Raw genomic sequence first — 17,484 nt, 5'->3', positions numbered from 1 at the left:
CGCGACCGGCCCGGTCAGCGCTGCTGTACATGCTGGTAGCCGAAGCGGCCCTTGATACAGAGGTTGCCGTGTGTCACCGGGTTGTCGTGCGGAGAGGTGACCTTCACGATCTCATTGTCCTGCACGTGCAGTGTCAGGTTGCACCCGACGCCGCAGTACGCGCAGATCGTGGTGGTCTCCGTCTGGGCCGACTCGTCCCACGTACCCGCCTCGCGCATGTCGAATTCCGACGTGAAGCTGAGCGCTCCGGTCGGGCAGACCTCGATGCAGTTTCCGCAGTACACACAGGCCGAATCGGTGAGCGGCGCGTCGTGCTCGGTGGAGATACGGGCGTCGAAGCCGCGGCCCGCCACGGAGATCGCGAAGGAGTTCTGCCACTGCTCGCCGCACGCGTCGACGCATTTGTAGCACTGGATGCACTTGTCGTAGTCACGGACGTACAGATCGTTGTCGATCCTGGGTTCTTCGTTCAGCCGGGCCGCGTCCGGGCCGAAGCGGGCCGGCTCCGCCTCGTACTCCTTGATCCACTCGGCGGCCCTCGGAGTGGTCGAGAGATCCGTCGACGAGGCGAGGAGTTCCAGGACGATCTTCCGGCTGTGCCGGGCCCGCTCGGTGTCCGTACGGACGTCCATGCCCGCCTCCGCGCGGCGGGAGCAGGCCGGCGCGAGTGTGCGGGCTCCCTCGACCTCGACGACACACACCCGGCAGGCGTTCTTCGGCGTGAGCGTGTCGCCCTCACAGAGCGTCGGGACGTCCTTGCCCGCCGCCCGGCAGGCGTCGAGGATCGTTGAGCCTTCCGGCACCCGCGTCTCCTGACCGTCGAGCGTGAACTCGACGAGCCGGCGCGGTGGCCCCAGAGGTACGGCGGTCACGTGGCACTCCCTGATTCATAGACACCGAGACGGTCGATGGCGGATTCGACGGCGTTCCACGCGGTCTGTCCCAGACCGCAGATCGAGGCGTCCTTCATGGCCTGCCCGACCTCACGCAGCAGTGCGATGTCGCCGGCGGCCGCCGCGCCGGTGCGGTCCACGATCCGGTGCAGGGCCTCTTCCTGCCGGACCGTGCCCACGCGGCAGGGCACGCACTGCCCGCAGGACTCGTCGCGGAAGAACTCGGCGATCCGGAGCAGGATCCGCGGCAGTTCGACGCTGTCGTCGAGGACCAGCACCACTCCGGATCCGAGCGTGGTGCCGGCCGCCCTGGTCCCTTCGAAGGTGAGCGGGATGTCCCGTTCGTCGGGACGTACGAAACCGCCCGCGGCGCCGCCGAGCAGGATCGCCCGGACATTCCCGGGTGTTCCCGCGAGATCGAGCAGCTCGCCGAGGGTGGCGCCGAACGGCAGCTCGTAGATTCCGGGACGCTCGACATTCCCGGAGACACAGAACAGCTTGGGACCGGTCGACCGGCCCGTCCCGATCGCCGCGTACGCCTGCGCGCCGCCGGTCAGGATGGGCAGCACATTGATCAGCGTCTCGACGTTGTTCTCGGCCGTCGGCTTGCCGAAGAGACCCTTCTCCACCGGGAACGGCGGCTTGGAGCGCGGCTCGCCGCGATAGCCCTCGATGGAGTTGAAGAGCGCGGTCTCCTCGCCGCAGATGTAGGCGCCGGCGCCGCGCCGGATCTCGATGTCGAAGGCGTAGCCCTGGCCGAGGATGTCGTCGCCGAGCAGCCCACGGGCGCGTGCCTGGTCGATCGCGTGCTGGAGCAGGCGCAGGGCGCGCGGGTATTCGCCGCGCAGATAGAGAAAGCCCCGCCGCGCGCCGACCGCGTATCCGGCGACGGTCATCGCCTCGATCAGCGAGTACGGATCGCCTTCCATGATCACGCGGTCCTTGAAGGTGCCGGGCTCGGACTCGTCGGCGTTGCAGACGAGATAGTGCGGGCGCTCCGGCGCCGCGGCGGTGGCCTGCCATTTGCGTCCGGTGGGAAACGCCGCGCCGCCGCGGCCGACCAGACCGGCGTCCGTGACCTCGCGGATGACTCCGGCGGGTCCGATGGCGAAGGCGTTCCTGAGAGCGGTGTAGCCGCCGTGGGCACGGTAGTCGTCGATGCTGTACGGATCGACGACGCCGACCCGGCCGAGCAGGGTCAGTCCCGGCTGTCCGGCCTGTGGTACGGCCATCACGGCGGCCGGTTCGGCGGGTGCCGCCTCGGGCGCGGACGCCGCGAGGACGAGCGCCTCGGCGGTCGCCGGCGCGATGACGGCCGTGGCGTAGCGCCGCGCTCCGGGCTCCGGCGGCGCGGATTCCGAGGACGCCGCGCCGGCCGGGTCGCCGGTGCCCGCCTGGATGACGAGCGCGGCCGGAGCGCGCTCGCACAGCCCGAGACAGGGGCTCGGCTGCCACACGACACCGCCGGCGGCCGAACCCGCCGCTCCCAGCCGCTCCTCCAGGCCCGCGCGGAGCGCCGAGGCGCCGCGACTCGCGCAGGCGATGTCGGTACAGACATGCAGTACTTTCGCGGGACGCGGCTTGACGGCGAACATCGCGTAGAAGGTGGCGACGCCGTACGCCTCCGCCGGCGGCACCGTCAGCCGCCGGCAGAGGTAGTCCAGCGCGCCTTCGCTGATCCAGCCGATACGGTCGTTGACCGCGTGCAGCCCCGGTAACAGCAGGTCGCGCCGCTCGCGTGCCGCGCGGCCGCCCCGTGCCCAGCGCAGATCCGTGTCCGTACGGTCGTCCGCGCCTTCCCAGGCCGACTCGGGCGGGCCGAGCAGCGCGTCGACCGCCGCCCGTTCCTCGTCCGTCGGCTTGCTGTCACCGAAGTGCAGGTCCACAGAGTCTCAGCTCCTCATGGCTGCCATGGGCAGCTTCTCGATCCGGATCGCGGACGCCTTGAACTCCGCGGTGCCCGCGATCGGGCAATTGGCCTCGATGGTGAGCTGGTTGGTGTCCACCTCGTCCGGGAAGTGCATGGTCATGAAGGCCAGTCCGGGACGCAGTCCCGGATCGACCCAGACCGGCGCCTGCACCGTGCCGCGCCGAGAGCTGACGCGTACCTCCTCGCCCACCGACACGCCGTACCGCTCGGCGTCCTCCGGGCACAGCTCGACATACTCGCCACGGCGCAGCGGAGAGGCGAAACTCCCGCTCTGCACACCGGTGTTGTACGAGTCCAGCCGGCGTCCTGTGGTGAGCCTGATCGGATACTGATCATCCGTCAGATCGACCGGCGGATCGTGCTTGACGATGCCGAACGGCGCGAGCCTGCCGCGCCTGGCCGGATCCGCGTCCCACAGCCGGCCGTGCAGATAGGTGGGTTCGAGCTTCTCGGTGTCGGGGCAGGGCCACTGGATTCCCTGGTGCTCCGCCAGCCGCTCGTACGTCATGCCGTAGTGGTCGGGCGAGACCGAACGCAGCTCGTTCCAGACCGATTCGGCGTCGGCGTACTTCCACGGATGACCGAGGCGGCCGGCGAGATCGCAGATGATGTCGATGTCCTCGCGTGCCTCGCCCGGCGGCTCGACGGCCTTGCGCACGCGCTGGACCCGGCGTTCGCTGTTGGTGGTGGTGCCGTCCGTCTCCGCCCACGCGGCGGTGGCGGGCAGCACCACATCGGCGAGCTCCGCGGTCTTGGTGAGGAAGATGTCCTGCACCACGAGACAGTCGAGTTCGCGCAGCCGCCGGACGGCCTGCTCGCTGTCCGCCTCCGACTGGGCCGGGTTCTCACCGATGCAGTAGACGGCCTTGAGACCGCCGGACTCCATCGCCTCGAACATCTCCGTCAGGGTCATCCCGTAGTGCGGCTGGATGACGGTGTCCCACGCGGCCTCGAACTTCCGCCGGATCCCGGGCTCCAGGATGTCCTGGAAGCCGGGCAGCCGGTTGGGAATGGCTCCCATGTCGCCGCCGCCCTGCACGTTGTTCTGGCCGCGCAGCGGCTGCACTCCGGAGCCGTAGCGCCCGACATGCCCGGTGAGCAGCGAGAGATTGATCAGCGCCCGTACGTTGTCGGTGCCGTTGTGGTGTTCGGTGATGCCCAGCGTCCAGCAGAGCTGGGCCCGTTCGGCGCGCGCGTAGGCGTGGGCGAGTTCGCGGATCGCCTCGGCCGGCACGCCGGTCACCTTCTCGGCCACCGCCAGTGTCCACGGCTCGACCTCGGCGGCGTACTCCTCGAAACCGGAGGTCGCGCGCTCGATGAAGGAGACGTTGTGCAGGCCCGCGTGGATGATCTCGCGGCCGACCGCGTGGGCCAGCGGGATGTCGGTGCCGACGTTCAGGCCGAGCCAGCTCTCGGCCCATTCGGCGGTGGAGGTACGGCGCGGATCGACGGCGTACATCCGCGCGCCGTTCCTGATGCCGCGCAGCACATGCTGGAAGAAGATCGGGTGCGCGAAGCGCGCGTTGGAGCCCCACATCACGATCAGATCCGTGTGGTCGACCTCGCCGTACGAGGAGGTGCCGCCGCCGGATCCGAAGACCGCGGAGAGGCCGGCCACGCTCGGCGCGTGACAGGTCCGGTTGCAGGAGTCCACGTTGTTGGTGCCCATCACCACCCGCGCGAACTTCTGCGCCACATAGTTCATCTCATTGGTGGCCCGGGCACAGGAGAACATCCCGAACGCGCCGCGCGCGGCGCGCAGGCCCTCGGCTGCCCGGTCCAGTGCCTCGTCCCAGGTCGCCCTGCGGAACGGGCCGCCCTTCTCGTCCCGCACCATCGGATGGGTGATGCGGGCATAGGTCTTCGGTGTGCGGTCTCGCTTTTTCACGGTGCGTTCTCCTCAGGGGGTGATGGCCTGCTGCGCCCGCGCCCATTGCATACAGTATTCTGTAGGCGGGCACGCAGCGGAACCCCGTGTACGGGATTGGCCGGTGCCCGCCTGTCGGACAGAGGGTCAGGCGGCGGCGCCGCGGGCCAGCAGGTCCGAGATGGCGTCCACCGTGCGGAGCGTCGGCACCGGCACCCCGGTGATCCCGGCGAGTTCCACGACGGCGGCGAGCAGTACGTCCAGCTCCAGGGGCTTGCCCTTCTCCAGGTCCTGGAGCGTGGAGGTCCGGTGGTCGCCGACGCGTTCGGCGCCGGCCAGCCGCCGCTCGATGGAGATGTCGGGCCGGCAGCCCAGTGCCTCCGCCACCCGCAGGGTCTCCGTCATCATCAGCTCGATGACCTCGCGTGTCGTCCGGTGCAGACACATTTCCCGCATGGTCGCGCGGGTGAGCGCGCTGATCGGGTTGAAGGAGATATTGCCGAGGAGCTTGATCCAGATGTCATCGCGCAACTCGGCTTCGACCGGGCATTTCAGGCCGCCCGTCCGCATGGCGTCGCTGAATTCCAGACACCGCTCGGAGATGGAGCGGTCCGGCTCGCCGATGGAGAACCGGGTCCCCTCGAGGTGCCGTACGACGCCCGGCCCCTCCAGCTCCGTCGCGGCGTAGACCACGCACCCGATCGCACGCTCGGGCGGCAGTACGGCGCTGACCGAGCCGCCGGGATCGACGCTCTCCACGCGCTGGCCGTCATGCGGACCGCCATGGCCGTGGAAATACCACCAGGGGATGCCGTTCTGGGCGGCGATGACCGCCGTTTTGTCCTGGAGCAGAGGCGCGATCAGCGGCCCGCACGCCGCGTACGAGTTCGCCTTCAGGCCCAGGAACACATAGTCGACCGGCCCGATGTCCTCCGGCCGGTCGGTGGCGTGCACATGCGCGGTGAAATCGCCCCGCGGGCTGTACACCCGGACTCCATGCTGCCTCATGGCCGCCAAGTGCGGTCCACGGGCGATGAGATGGACGTCGGCGCCCGCTCGGTCGAGAGCTGCTCCGACATAGGCGCCGATCGCGCCGGCACCGACAACTGCGACTTTCACTGTGGGGCTCTCCGTTCGGTTTGAGGGTCCGAGTCCGTACCGAGGAGGAGGGAGAGGGGAGGATCACTCTGTGTCGACGATATATTGTCTACAGTATGGAGTTCTGTCCGGCAAGGCTTCCGTTCGGTATGCAGTAGGCAAACTCGGTTGAAGATCTTCCCAACCGGTCGGTCGGCTTCTTAGAGTGCGAGACCATGACCCCACCAATCGCCCCCGCCGGCTGGAGTCGCTGGCTGGTGCCCCCCGCCGCGCTGTCGGTGCACCTCTCGATCGGCCAGGCCTACGCCTGGAGCGTGTTCAAGCCTTCGCTCGAATCCGCGCTCGGCCTCTCGGGCACCCAGAGCGCCCTTCCCTTCCAACTGGGCATCGTGATGCTCGGCCTGTCGGCCGCCTTCGGCGGCACGCTCGTCGAACGCAACGGGCCGCGCTGGGCCATGACCGTCGCTCTGTGCTGTTTCTCGTCCGGATTCCTGCTCTCGGCGCTCGGCGCCGCCACCGAGCAGTACTGGCTGATCGTGTTCGGCTACGGCTTTGTCGGCGGGATCGGCCTCGGCATCGGCTACATCTCGCCCGTCTCCACGCTGATCAAGTGGTTCCCGGACCGGCCCGGCATGGCCACCGGCATCGCCATCATGGGTTTCGGCGGCGGCGCGCTCATCGCCTCGCCGTGGTCCGCCCAGATGCTGGAGTCGTTCGGCTCCGACAGCGAGGGCATCGCCTTCGCCTTCCTGGTGCACGGACTGGTCTACGCGGTGTTCATGTCGCTCGGCGTCCTGCTGGTCCGCGTTCCCAGGCCGGAGGACCGGCGGGAGAAGGCACCGGCGGCGCCACCGGCCGGCTCGCTGATCTCCACCGCCCAGGTCTCGGCCAGGTCCGCCGTGCGCACCCCGCAGTTCTGGTGCCTGTGGATCGTGCTGTGCATGAACGTCACGGCGGGTATCGGCGTGCTGGAGAAGGCCGCTCCGATGATCACCGATTTCTTCGCCGACACGGACACTCCCGTCTCCGTGTCCGCGGCGGCCGGCTTTGTCGCCCTGCTCTCCGCGGCGAACATGGCGGGCCGGATCGGCTGGTCCTCCACCTCGGACCTGATCGGCCGCAAGAACGTCTACCGGGTCTATCTCGGCGTCGGCGCCGTGATGTATCTGCTGATAGCGCGGTTCGGTGACTCCTCCAAGCCGCTGTTCGTCATCTGCGCGCTGGTGATCCTGTCCTTCTACGGAGGCGGCTTCGCCACCATTCCGGCCTACCTCAAGGACCTCTTCGGCACGTACCAGGTCGGCGCCATCCACGGCCGGCTGCTCACCGCCTGGTCCACCGCGGGCGTCCTCGGCCCGCTCATCGTCAACTGGGTCGCGGACAGCCAGGAGGAGGCCGGCAAGAGCGGATCAGGTCTCTACGGACTCTCGTTCACGATCATGATCGGGCTGCTGGTCGTCGGCTTTGTCGCCAATGAGCTCGTCAGGCCCGTCAACCCGCGCCACCACGTTCCCGCCCCGAGGGAGGCAGCCGATGACCACGTCACCAGCGAGCAGCAGCACCACGCCTGAGCCCCGGCGCACCCGTCTGATCACCTTTGCCTGGCTCTGGGTCGGGGCTCCGCTCGCGTACGGTGTGTATGAGCTGGTCCTCAAGGCCGCACAACTGTTCACCAGATGATGCGGAGTCTCCAAGCGGCGCCGACGAATCCTGTCGGTTCACCTGTCCCCGTACCGGTGGGTCGCTGACGAGACTGGAGGACTCCTGACGTCGACAGCAGAGGGGGTCCCGGGCATGACCGGCACTCGTATCGCCGCGCTCGGGCACTATCAGCCCGCCAAGGTGCTCACCAACCATGATCTGGCGACCATGGTCGACACCAGCGACGAATGGATCAGCAGCCGGGTCGGGATCAAGACCCGTCATGTGGCCGGCCCGGACGAGCCCGTGGATGAGCTGGCCGCGCACGCGGGCGCCAAGGCGCTCGCCGCGGCCGGTCTCACCCCGGCGGACATCGATCTCGTCCTGGTCGCCACCTCCACCGCGATCGACCGCTCGCCGAACACGGCCGCCCGGGTCGCGGCCCGGCTCTCCATGGGCTCGCCCGCGGTGATGGACCTCAATGTCGTGTGCGCGGGCTTCACCCACGCCCTCGCCACCGCCGACCACGCCGTACGAGCGGGCTCCGCCTCCCGGGTGCTGGTCATCGGCGCCGACAAGATGGCCGCTGTGGCCGACTGGACCGACCGCTCGACCTGCGTACTCGTCGGCGACGGCGCGGGCGCGGCGGTCGTCGTGGCGACCGGCCCCGGCGAGGAGCCGGGGATCGGCCCGGTGCTCTGGGGTTCGGTGCCGGAGATGGGACACGCCGTACGGATCGAGGGCACCCCGCCGCGCTTCGCCCAGGAGGGACAGTCCGTCTACCGCTGGGCGACGACCCAGCTCCCGCCCATCGCGCGCAAGGTCTGCGAGCGCGCCGGTGTCACTCCCGAGGAGCTGGCGGCCGTCGTGCTGCACCAGGCGAATCTGCGGATCATCGAGCCCGTCGCACAGAAGATCGGTGCCGTGAATGCGGTAATCGCCCGAGATGTGGTGGAATCAGGTAATACGTCCGCCGCGTCGATTCCGATGGCCCTGTCCAAACTGGTGGACCGCGGAGAGGTCGAGTCGGGCGCGCCGACCCTGCTCTTCGGCTTCGGAGGCAACCTCTCCTACGCGGGGCAGGTCATCCGTTGCCCATGAACGTCCTAGCTCTCGGTAGACTGTAGACGATAGCCAATGTCTTGATCCGATCGATACAGTCATTGGCACTGCCGGCCACGAGGGGGACCGACGATGTTGTCCGCAAAATTGGCACAAGGAGCCGTGCCCAAGCTCGAACGACCAGGGCCTCTGCGTGAGCGCGTCTACGAGGCCCTGCTCGAACTGATCACGACCCGGGCGCTGCAGCCGGGCCAGCATCTGGTCGAGAGCGAGCTCGCGGGCCATCTCGGTGTGTCCCGGCAGCCCGTGCGCGAGGCGCTGCAGCGGCTCAATACGGAGGGCTGGGTCGATCTGCGTCCGGCCCAGGGCGCGTTCGTCCACGAGCCGACCGAGGACGAGGCGGACCAGCTCCTGTCGGTCCGTACGCTCCTGGAGGCGGAGGCCGCGAGGCTCGCCGCGGCCAACTCCGGCACGGCGGGAATCGCCGCGCTGGAGGCGCTGTGCGCGCAGGGCGAGCGGTCGGTGGCGGACGACGACGTGGATCTGACGGTCGCCACCAACGCCGCCTTCCACGCCAAGGTGATGGAGCTGGCGGGCAATGTCGTACTGGCCGAGCTGGCCGCGCAGGTGGACCGCCGGGTCCGCTGGTACTACACGCCGGTCGCGCGGCAGCGCGGCAAGCAGTCCTGGATCGAGCACCGCGAGCTGATCGCCGCGATCTCCGCGCGGGACGAGCGGCGCGCCACCGAGATCATGAAGGCGCACACCGAGCACACCCGCACGACCTATCACCAGCGCGAAAAGTCCTGATCGCCGGCGGTGACCAGGGCGCTTCCAGGCCCGTCACCGCATATCGCGCGGCGGCCGTCCGGTGATCTCCGGCACGGCCGGCCGCGCCGCCTCGCACCTCACCGGCATCGGCGCGCCCCTCCGCGCCCGTGCCGGGCCGTCCTGCCCGGCTCCGTCCTCCGCGCGCCGCCCGGTCCTCCGTGTCACCGCCGTCCGAGTCCCGGTCCACACCGCCGCCCGGCCCGGCCCGGAGCGTCGCCCGTGACATCCGCTACCGGCGCGATGTGAGCCCCTTCTCGCCGGCCGTCACGCTGTGCCGTGCGGCGCCGCGCCGGTCCCTTCCGGGAGAACCCTCGGCGCTTCTTTGTCCTCGGTGTGGAGAAAGTTGGGACAGATTCCCGCGCAACTTCTTCCCACTGCGGTCAAGCGCTGCTACGTTCCCCTCGAAAGCCCGACAACACAGCCGAGAAGGCGGGGAGGGGCGCGTGAGACGTATGACCGCACGACCCGCGAACGCGCACCAGGCGCGACTGCTCCGTCTGTTGCGCGACGGCGGCCCCAACTCCCGTGCGCAGCTCGGCGATCAGGTGGACCTCTCGCGCTCCAAGCTCGCCGTCGAGGTCGACAGGCTGCTGGAGACCGGCCTGGTGGTCGCCGACGGACTCGCCGCCTCGCGCGGCGGACGCCGCTCCCACAACATCCGGCTGGCGCCCGCACTGCGCTTCCTCGGTGTCGACATCGGCGCCACCTCCATCGATGTGGCCGTGACCAACGCGGAGTTGGAGGTGCTGGGGCACCTCAACCATCCGATGGACGTCCGCGAAGGTCCCGTCGCCATCTTCGAGCAGGTGCTCGCCATGGCGGCCAAGCTCAAGGTCTCCGGACTCGCGGACGAGTTCGACGGTGCCGGGATCGGAGTGCCGGGGCCCGTCCGCTTCCCCGAAGGCGTCCCGGTCGCGCCGCCGATCATGCCCGGATGGGACGGCTTTCCCGTACGGGAGGCGCTCAGCCAGGAGCTCGGCTGCCCGGTCATGGTCGACAACGATGTGAATCTGATGGCGATGGGCGAGCAGCACGCGGGCGTCGCACGCTCCGTGGGCGACTTCCTCTGCGTCAAGATCGGCACCGGCATCGGCTGCGGGATCGTCGTGGGCGGTGAGGTCTACCGGGGCACGACCGGCAGCGCCGGTGACATCGGCCATATCCAGGTCGAGTCGGACGGCCGTGCCTGTGCCTGTGGCAACAGAGGCTGTCTTGAGGCCTACTTCAGCGGCGCCGCGCTGGCCCGCGACGCCGACGACGCCGCTCGTAGCGGACGCTCACCCGAACTGGCCGGCCGGCTGGAGACGGCCGGCCGGCTCACCGCGGTGGATGTCGCCGCGGCCGCGGCCGCCGGTGACGAGACCGCGCTCGACCTGATCCGCGAGGGCGGAAACCGGGTCGGCCAGGTCATCGCCGGACTGGTCAGCTTCTTCAACCCGGGTCTTGTGGTGATCGGCGGTGGGGTCACCGGCCTCGGCCACACACTGCTCGCCAGCGTCCGCACCCAGGTCTACCGGCAGTCGCTGCCACTGGCCACCGGCAATCTGCCCATCGTCCTGGGCGAGTTGGGCCCGGTCGCCGGTGTCACCGGCGCCGCCCGGCTCATCAGCGACCACTTGTTCTCACCGGCCTGACGCCGGTAGCGCGCCACGCGCACGAGCCGCACCACCCGCACCACCTGTGAGAACCGCACCACCTGTGAGAACCGCACCAAACGCACCATCCGCAAGAGCCGCACCACCCGCACCAACGCACCACGCATTCCAACGCACCACGCGCACGAGCCGCACCACCTGCACGAGCCGTATCACCGCACCCGTACGACCGCGTCACCGCACGCGTACGACAGCTCCGCCGCACCTGGTCCCGCCCTGCATCCGTCCACCCTGCCCTGTTCTGCCCTGCCCGCTCTACGGCCGCATCCGCCGAGGGGATACGCCATGGCACCAGCACCACCCGAAACCCTTCTGCTCACCATGTCCGGTATCACCAAGACATTTCCCGGTGTCCGCGCCCTCGACGGCGTGGACCTGGAGGTCCAGGCCGGCGAGGTCCACTGCCTGCTCGGCCAGAACGGTGCCGGCAAGTCCACCCTCATCAAGGTGCTCGCCGGGGCGCACCAGCCCGACGGCGGTGTGATCACCTGGCGCGGCGAAGCGGTGACGCTCAAGTCGCCCATCGCCGCCATGCGGCTCGGTATCGCGACCATCTACCAGGAACTCGACCTGGTCGAGGGCCTGTCGGTCGCCGAGAACATCTTCCTCGGACACGAGCCGACCACCGCGGGCTTCGTGGTCAAGGGCAGAGAGGCCAGGGCCGAGGCGACCGCGCTGCTCAAGCGGCTCGGCCACCCCGAGATCCAGGCGCACCGGCCCGTCGGTTCGCTCTCCGCCGCCCAGCAGCAGATCGTGTCCATGGCCCGCGCCCTCTCCCACGACGTACGTCTCATCGTGATGGACGAACCGTCCGCGGCCCTCGACCCCGACGAGGTCGACAACCTCTTCCGTATCGTCGGCACACTCACCGCCGACGGTGTGGCCGTCATCTACATCTCCCACCGGCTGGAGGAGATCCGGCGCATCGGCGACCGCGTCACCGTCATCAAGGACGGACGCACCGTGGCCGTCGCGCTGCCCGCGAAGGAGACGCCGACCCGCGAGGTCGTCGCGCTGATGACCGGCCGGAACGTCGAGTACGTCTTCCCGGACCGGCCCGCCGACTCCGGCGCCGCCCGCGCCGAGCCCGTACTCCGGGTCGAAGGACTCGCCAGGGAAGGCGAGTTCGCTCCGGTCGATCTCGAACTGCGGCCCGGCGAGATCGTCGGTCTCGCGGGGCTGGTCGGCTCCGGACGCTCCGAGATCCTGGAGACGATCTACGGTGCGCGCAAACCCACCGCCGGCCGCGTCGTCGTCGACGGCACGCCACTGCGGCTCGGCAGCGTCCGCGCCGCCGTCCGCGCGGGCCTCGGCCTCGCGCCGGAGGAACGCAAGGCGCAGGCCCTGCTGATGCTCGAATCGGTCACCCGCAATGTGTCGGTGTCGACCCTTTCCCGCTTCTCGCGGGCCGGCTGGCTGGACCACGCGGCGGAGCGGACGGCGGCCAGGACGGCCACCAGAGAGCTCTCGCTGCGGCCCGACAATCCGGAGGCGCGCATCCGCACCCTCTCCGGAGGCAACCAGCAGAAGGCGGTCCTCGCCCGCTGGCTGCTGCGTGGCTGCCGGGTCCTGCTACTCGACGAACCGACTCGCGGTGTCGACGTCGGTGCGCGCGCCGAGCTGTACGCCGTGATCCGCCGGCTGGCCGACGAGGGCCTGGCCGTACTTCTCGTCTCCAGTGAGGTCCCCGAAGTCCTGGGCCTCGCCGACCGGGTGCTGGTGCTCCGCGAGGGCCAGGTCGTCCACCGGGCGCCGGCCCAGGAGCTCGACGAGCACCGTGTACTCGACCTTGTGATGGAAGGGAGCCCGACGCCATGAAACAGCCTGCCTCCGAGGCACAGCAGGGCGGGCCCGACGCGGCAGCCGCCGCTGAGCCGCACACGCAGTCCGGCACGGCCGACAAGTCCACCGAAGGGAAGGGTGGTTGGCGATCCCTCGGGCTGCGCCTCGATCTCCGTAACCTCTCCCTGCTGGGTGTACTCCTCGCACTGGCCGTCGTCGGTGGAATCACCAAGCCCGATCAGTTCCTGGACACGAACAACCTTCAGCTCATCCTGACCCAGGCGTCGGTCATCGGTGTGGTCACCGTCGGCATGACGTTCGTCATCACCAGCGGTGGTATCGACCTCTCGGTCGGCGCGATCCTGGCGCTGTCGTCGGTGTGGGCGACCACACTGGCCACCCAGGAGTTCGGCTTCGCCGGCATTCTCTTCACGGCCGTGCTCGTGGGTCTGGGCTGCGGTCTGGTGAACGGGCTGCTGATCGCGTACGGCGGGATGGTGCCGTTCATCGCGACCCTCGCGATGCTCGCGTCCGCCCGCGGTCTGGCCCTGCAGATCACCGACGGCCAGACGCAGATCGTCACCGTGCAGTCGGTCCTCGACCTCGGTGTCCGTGACTCGTACATCCTGGGAATCCCGCCGCTGGTCCTGGTCTTCGCGGCCGTCACGGTCATCGGCTGGCTGGTGCTCAACCGCACGACCTTCGGCCGCCGCACCGTCGCGGTCGGCGGCAACGCGGAGGCCACCCGCCTCGCCGGCATCGATGTCCGCAGGCAGCGGCTCTACCTGTATCTGCTCTCGGGTCTCTGCTGCGGTATCGCGGCCTTCCTGCTGATCATTCTGGCCGGCTCGGGACAGAACACGAACGGCAATCTTTACGAACTCGACGCCATCGCCGCGGCCATCATCGGCGGCACGCTGCTCAGCGGCGGCCGGGGCACCATCGTCGGTTCCGTACTCGGTGTGCTGGTCTTCACCACCATCACCAATATCTTCGCGCTCAACAACCTGCAGAGCGACGTCCAGCAGATCGCCAAGGGCGCGATCATCGTCGCCGCCGTACTGGTCCAGCGCCGAACCGCGCGCAACGGCGAGGCCTGACCTCGCACCACCCGCACCGCCGTCCGTTGTACCGCCCTAACTGAAGGGTTGAACCGTCATGCCAGAAACCAGCCGCAGAGGACTGCTCTTCGGCACCGCCGCCATCTCCGCGGGTGCCTTCCTCACCGCCTGTACCAGCAACGAGCCCGACGCGAAGGAGACCGCGGCCAACACCCAGCCGGCGGCCGACGACACCAAGCCGGGCAAGCCCGTCACCATCGGTTTCGCGGGCCCCCAGGCCGACCACGGCTGGCTGAACGCCATCAACGAGCAGGCCAAGGCGCGGGCCGGGACATACTCCGAGGTGACGCTGGAGGTCACGGAGGGCTCCAACGACACCGCCGCTCAGATCGGCCAGGTCGACACGCTGATCAACAAGAAGGTCGACGTGCTGGTGATCCTGCCGGCCGACGGCAAGGCGCTCACCCAGGCCGGTCTCAAGGCGATGCGGGCCGGGATTCCCGTCATCAACCTGGACCGGATCTTCGCCACTCCGCAGGCCTACCGCTGCTGGATCGGCGGCGACAACTACGGCATGGGTCTCAACGCCGGCAACTACATCGGCGAGAAGCTCAAGGACAAGCCCAACGCCAAGGTCATCGAGCTGGCGGGGATCGACGCCCTGGAGCTGACCCAGCAGCGCACCAAGGGCTTCGACGACGCCCTGAAGAACTTCCCGAACATCAGGAAGGTCGCCCGCCAGGCCGCCGACTTCACCGTCGAGTCCGGCCAGGCGAAGATGGCTCAGCTTCTTCAGGCGCAGTCCAGCTTCGACGCGATCTGGAACCACGACGACGACCAGGGCGTGGGTGCGCTGCGCGCCATCGACCAGGCGGGCCGGGACGGCTTCCTGATGGTGGGCGGCGCCGGGGCCAAGTCGGCGATGGACGCGATCAAGGCCGACAACAGCGTCCTCAAGGCCACCGTCCTCTATCCGCCGACCATGGCCGCCTCCGCCATCGACCTGGCGCGTGCGCTGGGCCAGGCCAAGGGCATCAGCGGGATCGCCGAGGTGGAGATCCCGACCCAGGTCACCGTGTTCTCCGCCGTGGTCGACAAGGAGAACATCGACCAGTACCTCCCCACGGGCTTCAGCTGACCGGCCCTGTCGCGTCCGCCCCCACCGAGCGAGAGACGAGGAGTACTCCGTATGACCCCCAGGGAAGCGTCGGAGAAAGAGGCCGGTGCACCGCCGACACTCGGCATCGGCATGGTCGGATACGCGTTCATGGGCGCCGCCCACTCACAGGGGTGGCGCACGGCGGGACGTGTCTTCGACCTGCCGATGCGGCCCGTACTCGCCGCTGTCTGCGGCCGTGACGCGGCCGCTGTCCGCGCCGCGGCGGACAAACACGGCTGGGCCGCCGCCGAGACCGACTGGCGGGCGCTCATAGCGCGCGACGATGTGCAGGTGGTCGACATCTGCACACCCGGGGACAGCCATGCGGAGATCGCCATCGCCGCGCTGGAGGCAGGCAAGCACGTCCTGTGCGAGAAGCCCCTCGCCAATTCGGTGGCCGAGGCCGAGGCCATGGTCAGAGCGGCCGAGGAGGCCAGATCACGCGGCCAGCTCGCCATGGTCGGCTTCAACTACCGCCGGGTGCCGGCCGTCGCGTACGCCCGCAAGCTGATCGAGGAGGGCAGGCTCGGCACACTGCGGCACGTGCGGGTCAGCTATCTCCAGGATTGGCTGGTCGATCCGGCCTTCCCGCTCACCTGGCGGCTCAAGAAGGAGCACGCGGGCTCGGGAGCGCTCGGCGACCTGGGGGCGCACATCATCGATCTCGCGCAGTTCCTGACCGGGGAGCCGCTGACCGGGGTCTCCGCGCTCGCCGAGACCTTCGTCAAGGAACGGCCGGTGCTCAGCGGAGCGTCGGCCGGGCTCTCGGCGACCGGTGGCGGCGAGTCGGGCCCGGTGACCGTGGACGACGCGGCGCTCTTCAGCGGGCGGCTCGCCTCGGGCGCGCTGGCCTCCTTCGAGGCCACCCGGATGGCATCGGGCCGTAAGAACGCGCTCCATCTTGAGATCAACGGCGAGCGCGGCTCGCTCGCCTTCGATCTGGAGCGGCTCAACGAGCTGTCGTTCCACGACCACACCGAGCCCGCGCCGTCGTCCGGCTTCCGCCGGATCCTGGTGACGGAGCCGGAGCATCCCTATCTGGAGGCGTGGTGGCCGCCGGGTCACGCGCTCGGCTACGAGCACACCTTCGTCCACCAGGCCCGTGATCTGGTCGAGGCGGTCGCCGCCGGGACCGATCCGGCGCCGTCCTTCGCCGACGGGCTCCAGGTGCAACGGGTGCTGGCCGCGGTGGAGGACAGCGCCGCGAAGAATTCCGTGTACACGCCCGTGCCGCCGCCGGCCGGAATTCAAGCTTCAGGAATTTGAGCTCAGGAGGTCCGAATGCCACGTCCGTTCACACTGTTCACCGGCCAGTGGGCCGATCTGCCCTTGGAGGAGGTGTGCCGGCTCGCCCGTGACTTCGGTTACGACGGTCTGGAACTCGCCTGCTGGGGCGACCACTTCGAGGTAGACAAGGCGCTCTCCGACCCGGGATATCTGGACAGCCGGCACCAACTGCTCGACAAGTACGGGCTGAAGTGCTGGGCGATCTCCAACCACCTGGTGGGACAGGCCGTCTGCGACAACCCCATCGACGAGCGCCACCAGGGGATTCTGCCGTCCCGGATCTGGGGCGACGGCGAGCCCGAGGGCGTCAGGCAGCGCGCAGCCGCCGAGATCAAGGACACCGCGAGGGCCGCCGCCGCGTTCGGCGTCAATACGGTCATCGGGTTCACCGGCTCCTCGATCTGGCATCTCGTCGCGATGTTCCCGCCGGTACCGCCGGGCATGATCGACCGTGGGTACGAGGACTTCGCGGAGCGCTGGAACCCGATCCTGGACGTCTTCGACGCCGAGGGCGTGCGCTTCGCGCACGAGGTCCATCCCAGTGAGATCGCGTACGACTACTGGACCACACGGCGCGCGCTGGACGCGGTCGACAACAGGCCCGCGTTCGGGCTGAACTTCGACCCGAGCCACTTCGTCTGGCAGGACCTGGACCCGGTCAACTTCCTGTACGACTTCCAGGACCGGATCTATCACGTCGACTGCAAGGAGGCGCGCAAGCGCCTCGACGGCCGCAATGGCCGGCTCGGCTCGCATCTGCCGTGGGGCGACCCGCGGCGGGGCTGGGACTTCGTGTCGGCGGGCCACGGAGACGTGCCGTGGGAGGACGTCTTCCGGATGCTGCGGTCGATCAAGTACGAGGGACCCATCTCGGTCGAGTGGGAGGACGCCGGTATGGACCGCCTGGCGGGCGCGCCGGAGGCCCTGGCGGACCTGAAGCGCTTCGACTTCGACGCGCCGACGGCGTCGTTCGACGCGGCGTTCGGAGGCGGTGAGTAGGCCCTGAGGGCGGGGCTGGTCCGTGCCGAGCGCAGCGCTGGGCGCGGACCAGCCCCGCCCCCCCGGCCTGGGCACCGCCTCCGCCGGCCTCGATAGACGACGCCCGCGGCGCCTCGACGTCCAAGCGCCTCCGTTGCGCCAGGGCTTGTGTCGCGCTCTCCATGATGCAAATACGTGGATACGCCAGAAGGACCGAATCGGATTACCCATAATAGCTAC

At 69.3% G+C, this 17,484-nt stretch carries 14 protein-coding genes; 10 read left to right on the top strand and 4 right to left on the bottom strand.

All coding sequences use genetic code 11. The features are described from left to right. Positions 1-14: 14 nt before the first annotated feature. The 4 genes from PV679_RS27060 to PV679_RS27045 form a co-directional block, all read right to left on the bottom strand. Positions 15-872 carry a 2Fe-2S iron-sulfur cluster-binding protein gene (locus PV679_RS27060; protein ID WP_319683021.1) on the bottom strand — a complete coding sequence of 286 codons (858 nt, stop codon included), beginning with the start codon at positions 870-872 and terminating at the stop codon, positions 15-17. After that, complete coding sequence (locus PV679_RS27055) at positions 869-2,779, bottom strand: NAD(P)H-dependent oxidoreductase subunit E (RefSeq protein WP_319683020.1); 1,911 nt, start codon at positions 2,777-2,779, stop codon at positions 869-871. The genes PV679_RS27060 and PV679_RS27055 overlap by 4 nt, the downstream gene beginning before the upstream one ends. Before the next feature lie 6 nt (positions 2,780-2,785). After that, entirely contained in the window at positions 2,786-4,711 is a 1,926-nt protein-coding gene (locus PV679_RS27050; protein WP_319683019.1) for a molybdopterin oxidoreductase family protein, read from the bottom strand. Between the two features lie 126 nt (positions 4,712-4,837). Further along, positions 4,838-5,809 (bottom strand): 2-dehydropantoate 2-reductase, encoded by a 972-nt coding sequence (locus tag PV679_RS27045; RefSeq protein WP_319683018.1) that lies wholly within the window; start codon positions 5,807-5,809, stop codon positions 4,838-4,840. Positions 5,810-6,003: 194 nt separating this feature from the next. Here PV679_RS27045 and PV679_RS27040 point away from each other — a divergent pair, with 194 nt between their 5' ends. The 10 genes from PV679_RS27040 to PV679_RS26995 all read left to right on the top strand — a co-directional run bounded on the left by PV679_RS27040 (position 6,004) and on the right by PV679_RS26995 (position 17,265). Next, positions 6,004-7,359: an OFA family MFS transporter gene (locus PV679_RS27040; RefSeq protein ID WP_319683017.1), complete on the top strand. Its 1,356-nt coding sequence runs from the start codon at positions 6,004-6,006 to the stop codon at positions 7,357-7,359. After that, positions 7,322-7,468, top strand: coding sequence for an MFS transporter small subunit (locus PV679_RS27035; RefSeq protein WP_319683016.1), 147 nt, complete (start codon positions 7,322-7,324; stop codon positions 7,466-7,468). The genes PV679_RS27040 and PV679_RS27035 overlap by 38 nt, the downstream gene beginning before the upstream one ends. Before the next feature lie 114 nt (positions 7,469-7,582). Further along, positions 7,583-8,530, top strand: a complete 948-nt coding sequence (locus PV679_RS27030; RefSeq protein ID WP_319683015.1) for a beta-ketoacyl-ACP synthase III — start codon at positions 7,583-7,585, stop codon at positions 8,528-8,530. Between the two features lie 93 nt (positions 8,531-8,623). Then, positions 8,624-9,301 (top strand): GntR family transcriptional regulator, encoded by a 678-nt coding sequence (locus PV679_RS27025; RefSeq protein ID WP_319683014.1) that lies wholly within the window; start codon positions 8,624-8,626, stop codon positions 9,299-9,301. 473 nt (positions 9,302-9,774) lie between these two features. Continuing rightward, the gene (locus PV679_RS27020) at positions 9,775-10,956 is read left to right on the top strand and encodes an ROK family transcriptional regulator (protein ID WP_319683013.1); all 1,182 of its coding nucleotides are present in this window, start codon (positions 9,775-9,777) and stop codon (positions 10,954-10,956) included. Between the two features lie 306 nt (positions 10,957-11,262). After that, positions 11,263-12,795 (top strand): sugar ABC transporter ATP-binding protein, encoded by a 1,533-nt coding sequence (locus tag PV679_RS27015; protein WP_319683012.1) that lies wholly within the window; start codon positions 11,263-11,265, stop codon positions 12,793-12,795. Then, on the top strand, positions 12,792-13,859 hold the full coding sequence (locus PV679_RS27010) for an ABC transporter permease (protein WP_319683011.1): 1,068 nt from the start codon (positions 12,792-12,794) through the stop codon (positions 13,857-13,859). Before PV679_RS27015 ends, PV679_RS27010 begins: the two co-directional genes overlap by 4 nt. Before the next feature lie 58 nt (positions 13,860-13,917). Then, positions 13,918-14,958: a substrate-binding domain-containing protein gene (locus PV679_RS27005; RefSeq protein WP_319683010.1), complete on the top strand. Its 1,041-nt coding sequence runs from the start codon at positions 13,918-13,920 to the stop codon at positions 14,956-14,958. 51 nt (positions 14,959-15,009) lie between these two features. After that, positions 15,010-16,245 (top strand): Gfo/Idh/MocA family oxidoreductase, encoded by a 1,236-nt coding sequence (locus PV679_RS27000; RefSeq protein WP_319683009.1) that lies wholly within the window; start codon positions 15,010-15,012, stop codon positions 16,243-16,245. A gap of 15 nt (positions 16,246-16,260) precedes the next feature. Beyond that, positions 16,261-17,265, top strand: a complete 1,005-nt coding sequence (locus tag PV679_RS26995) for a sugar phosphate isomerase/epimerase family protein (protein ID WP_319683008.1) — start codon at positions 16,261-16,263, stop codon at positions 17,263-17,265. Positions 17,266-17,484 lie beyond the last annotated feature (219 nt).

This window comes from Streptomyces sp. AK02-01A, assembly GCF_033795305.1.
GTDB lineage: Bacteria > Actinomycetota > Actinomycetes > Streptomycetales > Streptomycetaceae > Streptomyces.
The sequence above is the reverse complement of the archived record's forward strand: the minus strand, read 5'-3'. Positions and strand labels throughout refer to the sequence as shown.

Coding starts and splice junctions, on each gene's coding strand:
- PV679_RS27010 (WP_319683011.1), top strand. CDS start 12,792: ATGAAACAGCCTGCCTCCGAGGCACAGCAGGGCGGGCCCGACGCGGCA.
- PV679_RS26995 (WP_319683008.1), top strand. CDS start 16,261: ATGCCACGTCCGTTCACACTGTTCACCGGCCAGTGGGCCGATCTGCCC.
- PV679_RS27035 (WP_319683016.1), top strand. CDS start 7,322: ATGACCACGTCACCAGCGAGCAGCAGCACCACGCCTGAGCCCCGGCGC.
- PV679_RS27015 (WP_319683012.1), top strand. CDS start 11,263: ATGGCACCAGCACCACCCGAAACCCTTCTGCTCACCATGTCCGGTATC.
- PV679_RS27025 (WP_319683014.1), top strand. CDS start 8,624: ATGTTGTCCGCAAAATTGGCACAAGGAGCCGTGCCCAAGCTCGAACGA.
- PV679_RS27000 (WP_319683009.1), top strand. CDS start 15,010: ATGACCCCCAGGGAAGCGTCGGAGAAAGAGGCCGGTGCACCGCCGACA.
- PV679_RS27040 (WP_319683017.1), top strand. CDS start 6,004: ATGACCCCACCAATCGCCCCCGCCGGCTGGAGTCGCTGGCTGGTGCCC.
- PV679_RS27020 (WP_319683013.1), top strand. CDS start 9,775: ATGACCGCACGACCCGCGAACGCGCACCAGGCGCGACTGCTCCGTCTG.
- PV679_RS27030 (WP_319683015.1), top strand. CDS start 7,583: ATGACCGGCACTCGTATCGCCGCGCTCGGGCACTATCAGCCCGCCAAG.
- PV679_RS27005 (WP_319683010.1), top strand. CDS start 13,918: ATGCCAGAAACCAGCCGCAGAGGACTGCTCTTCGGCACCGCCGCCATC.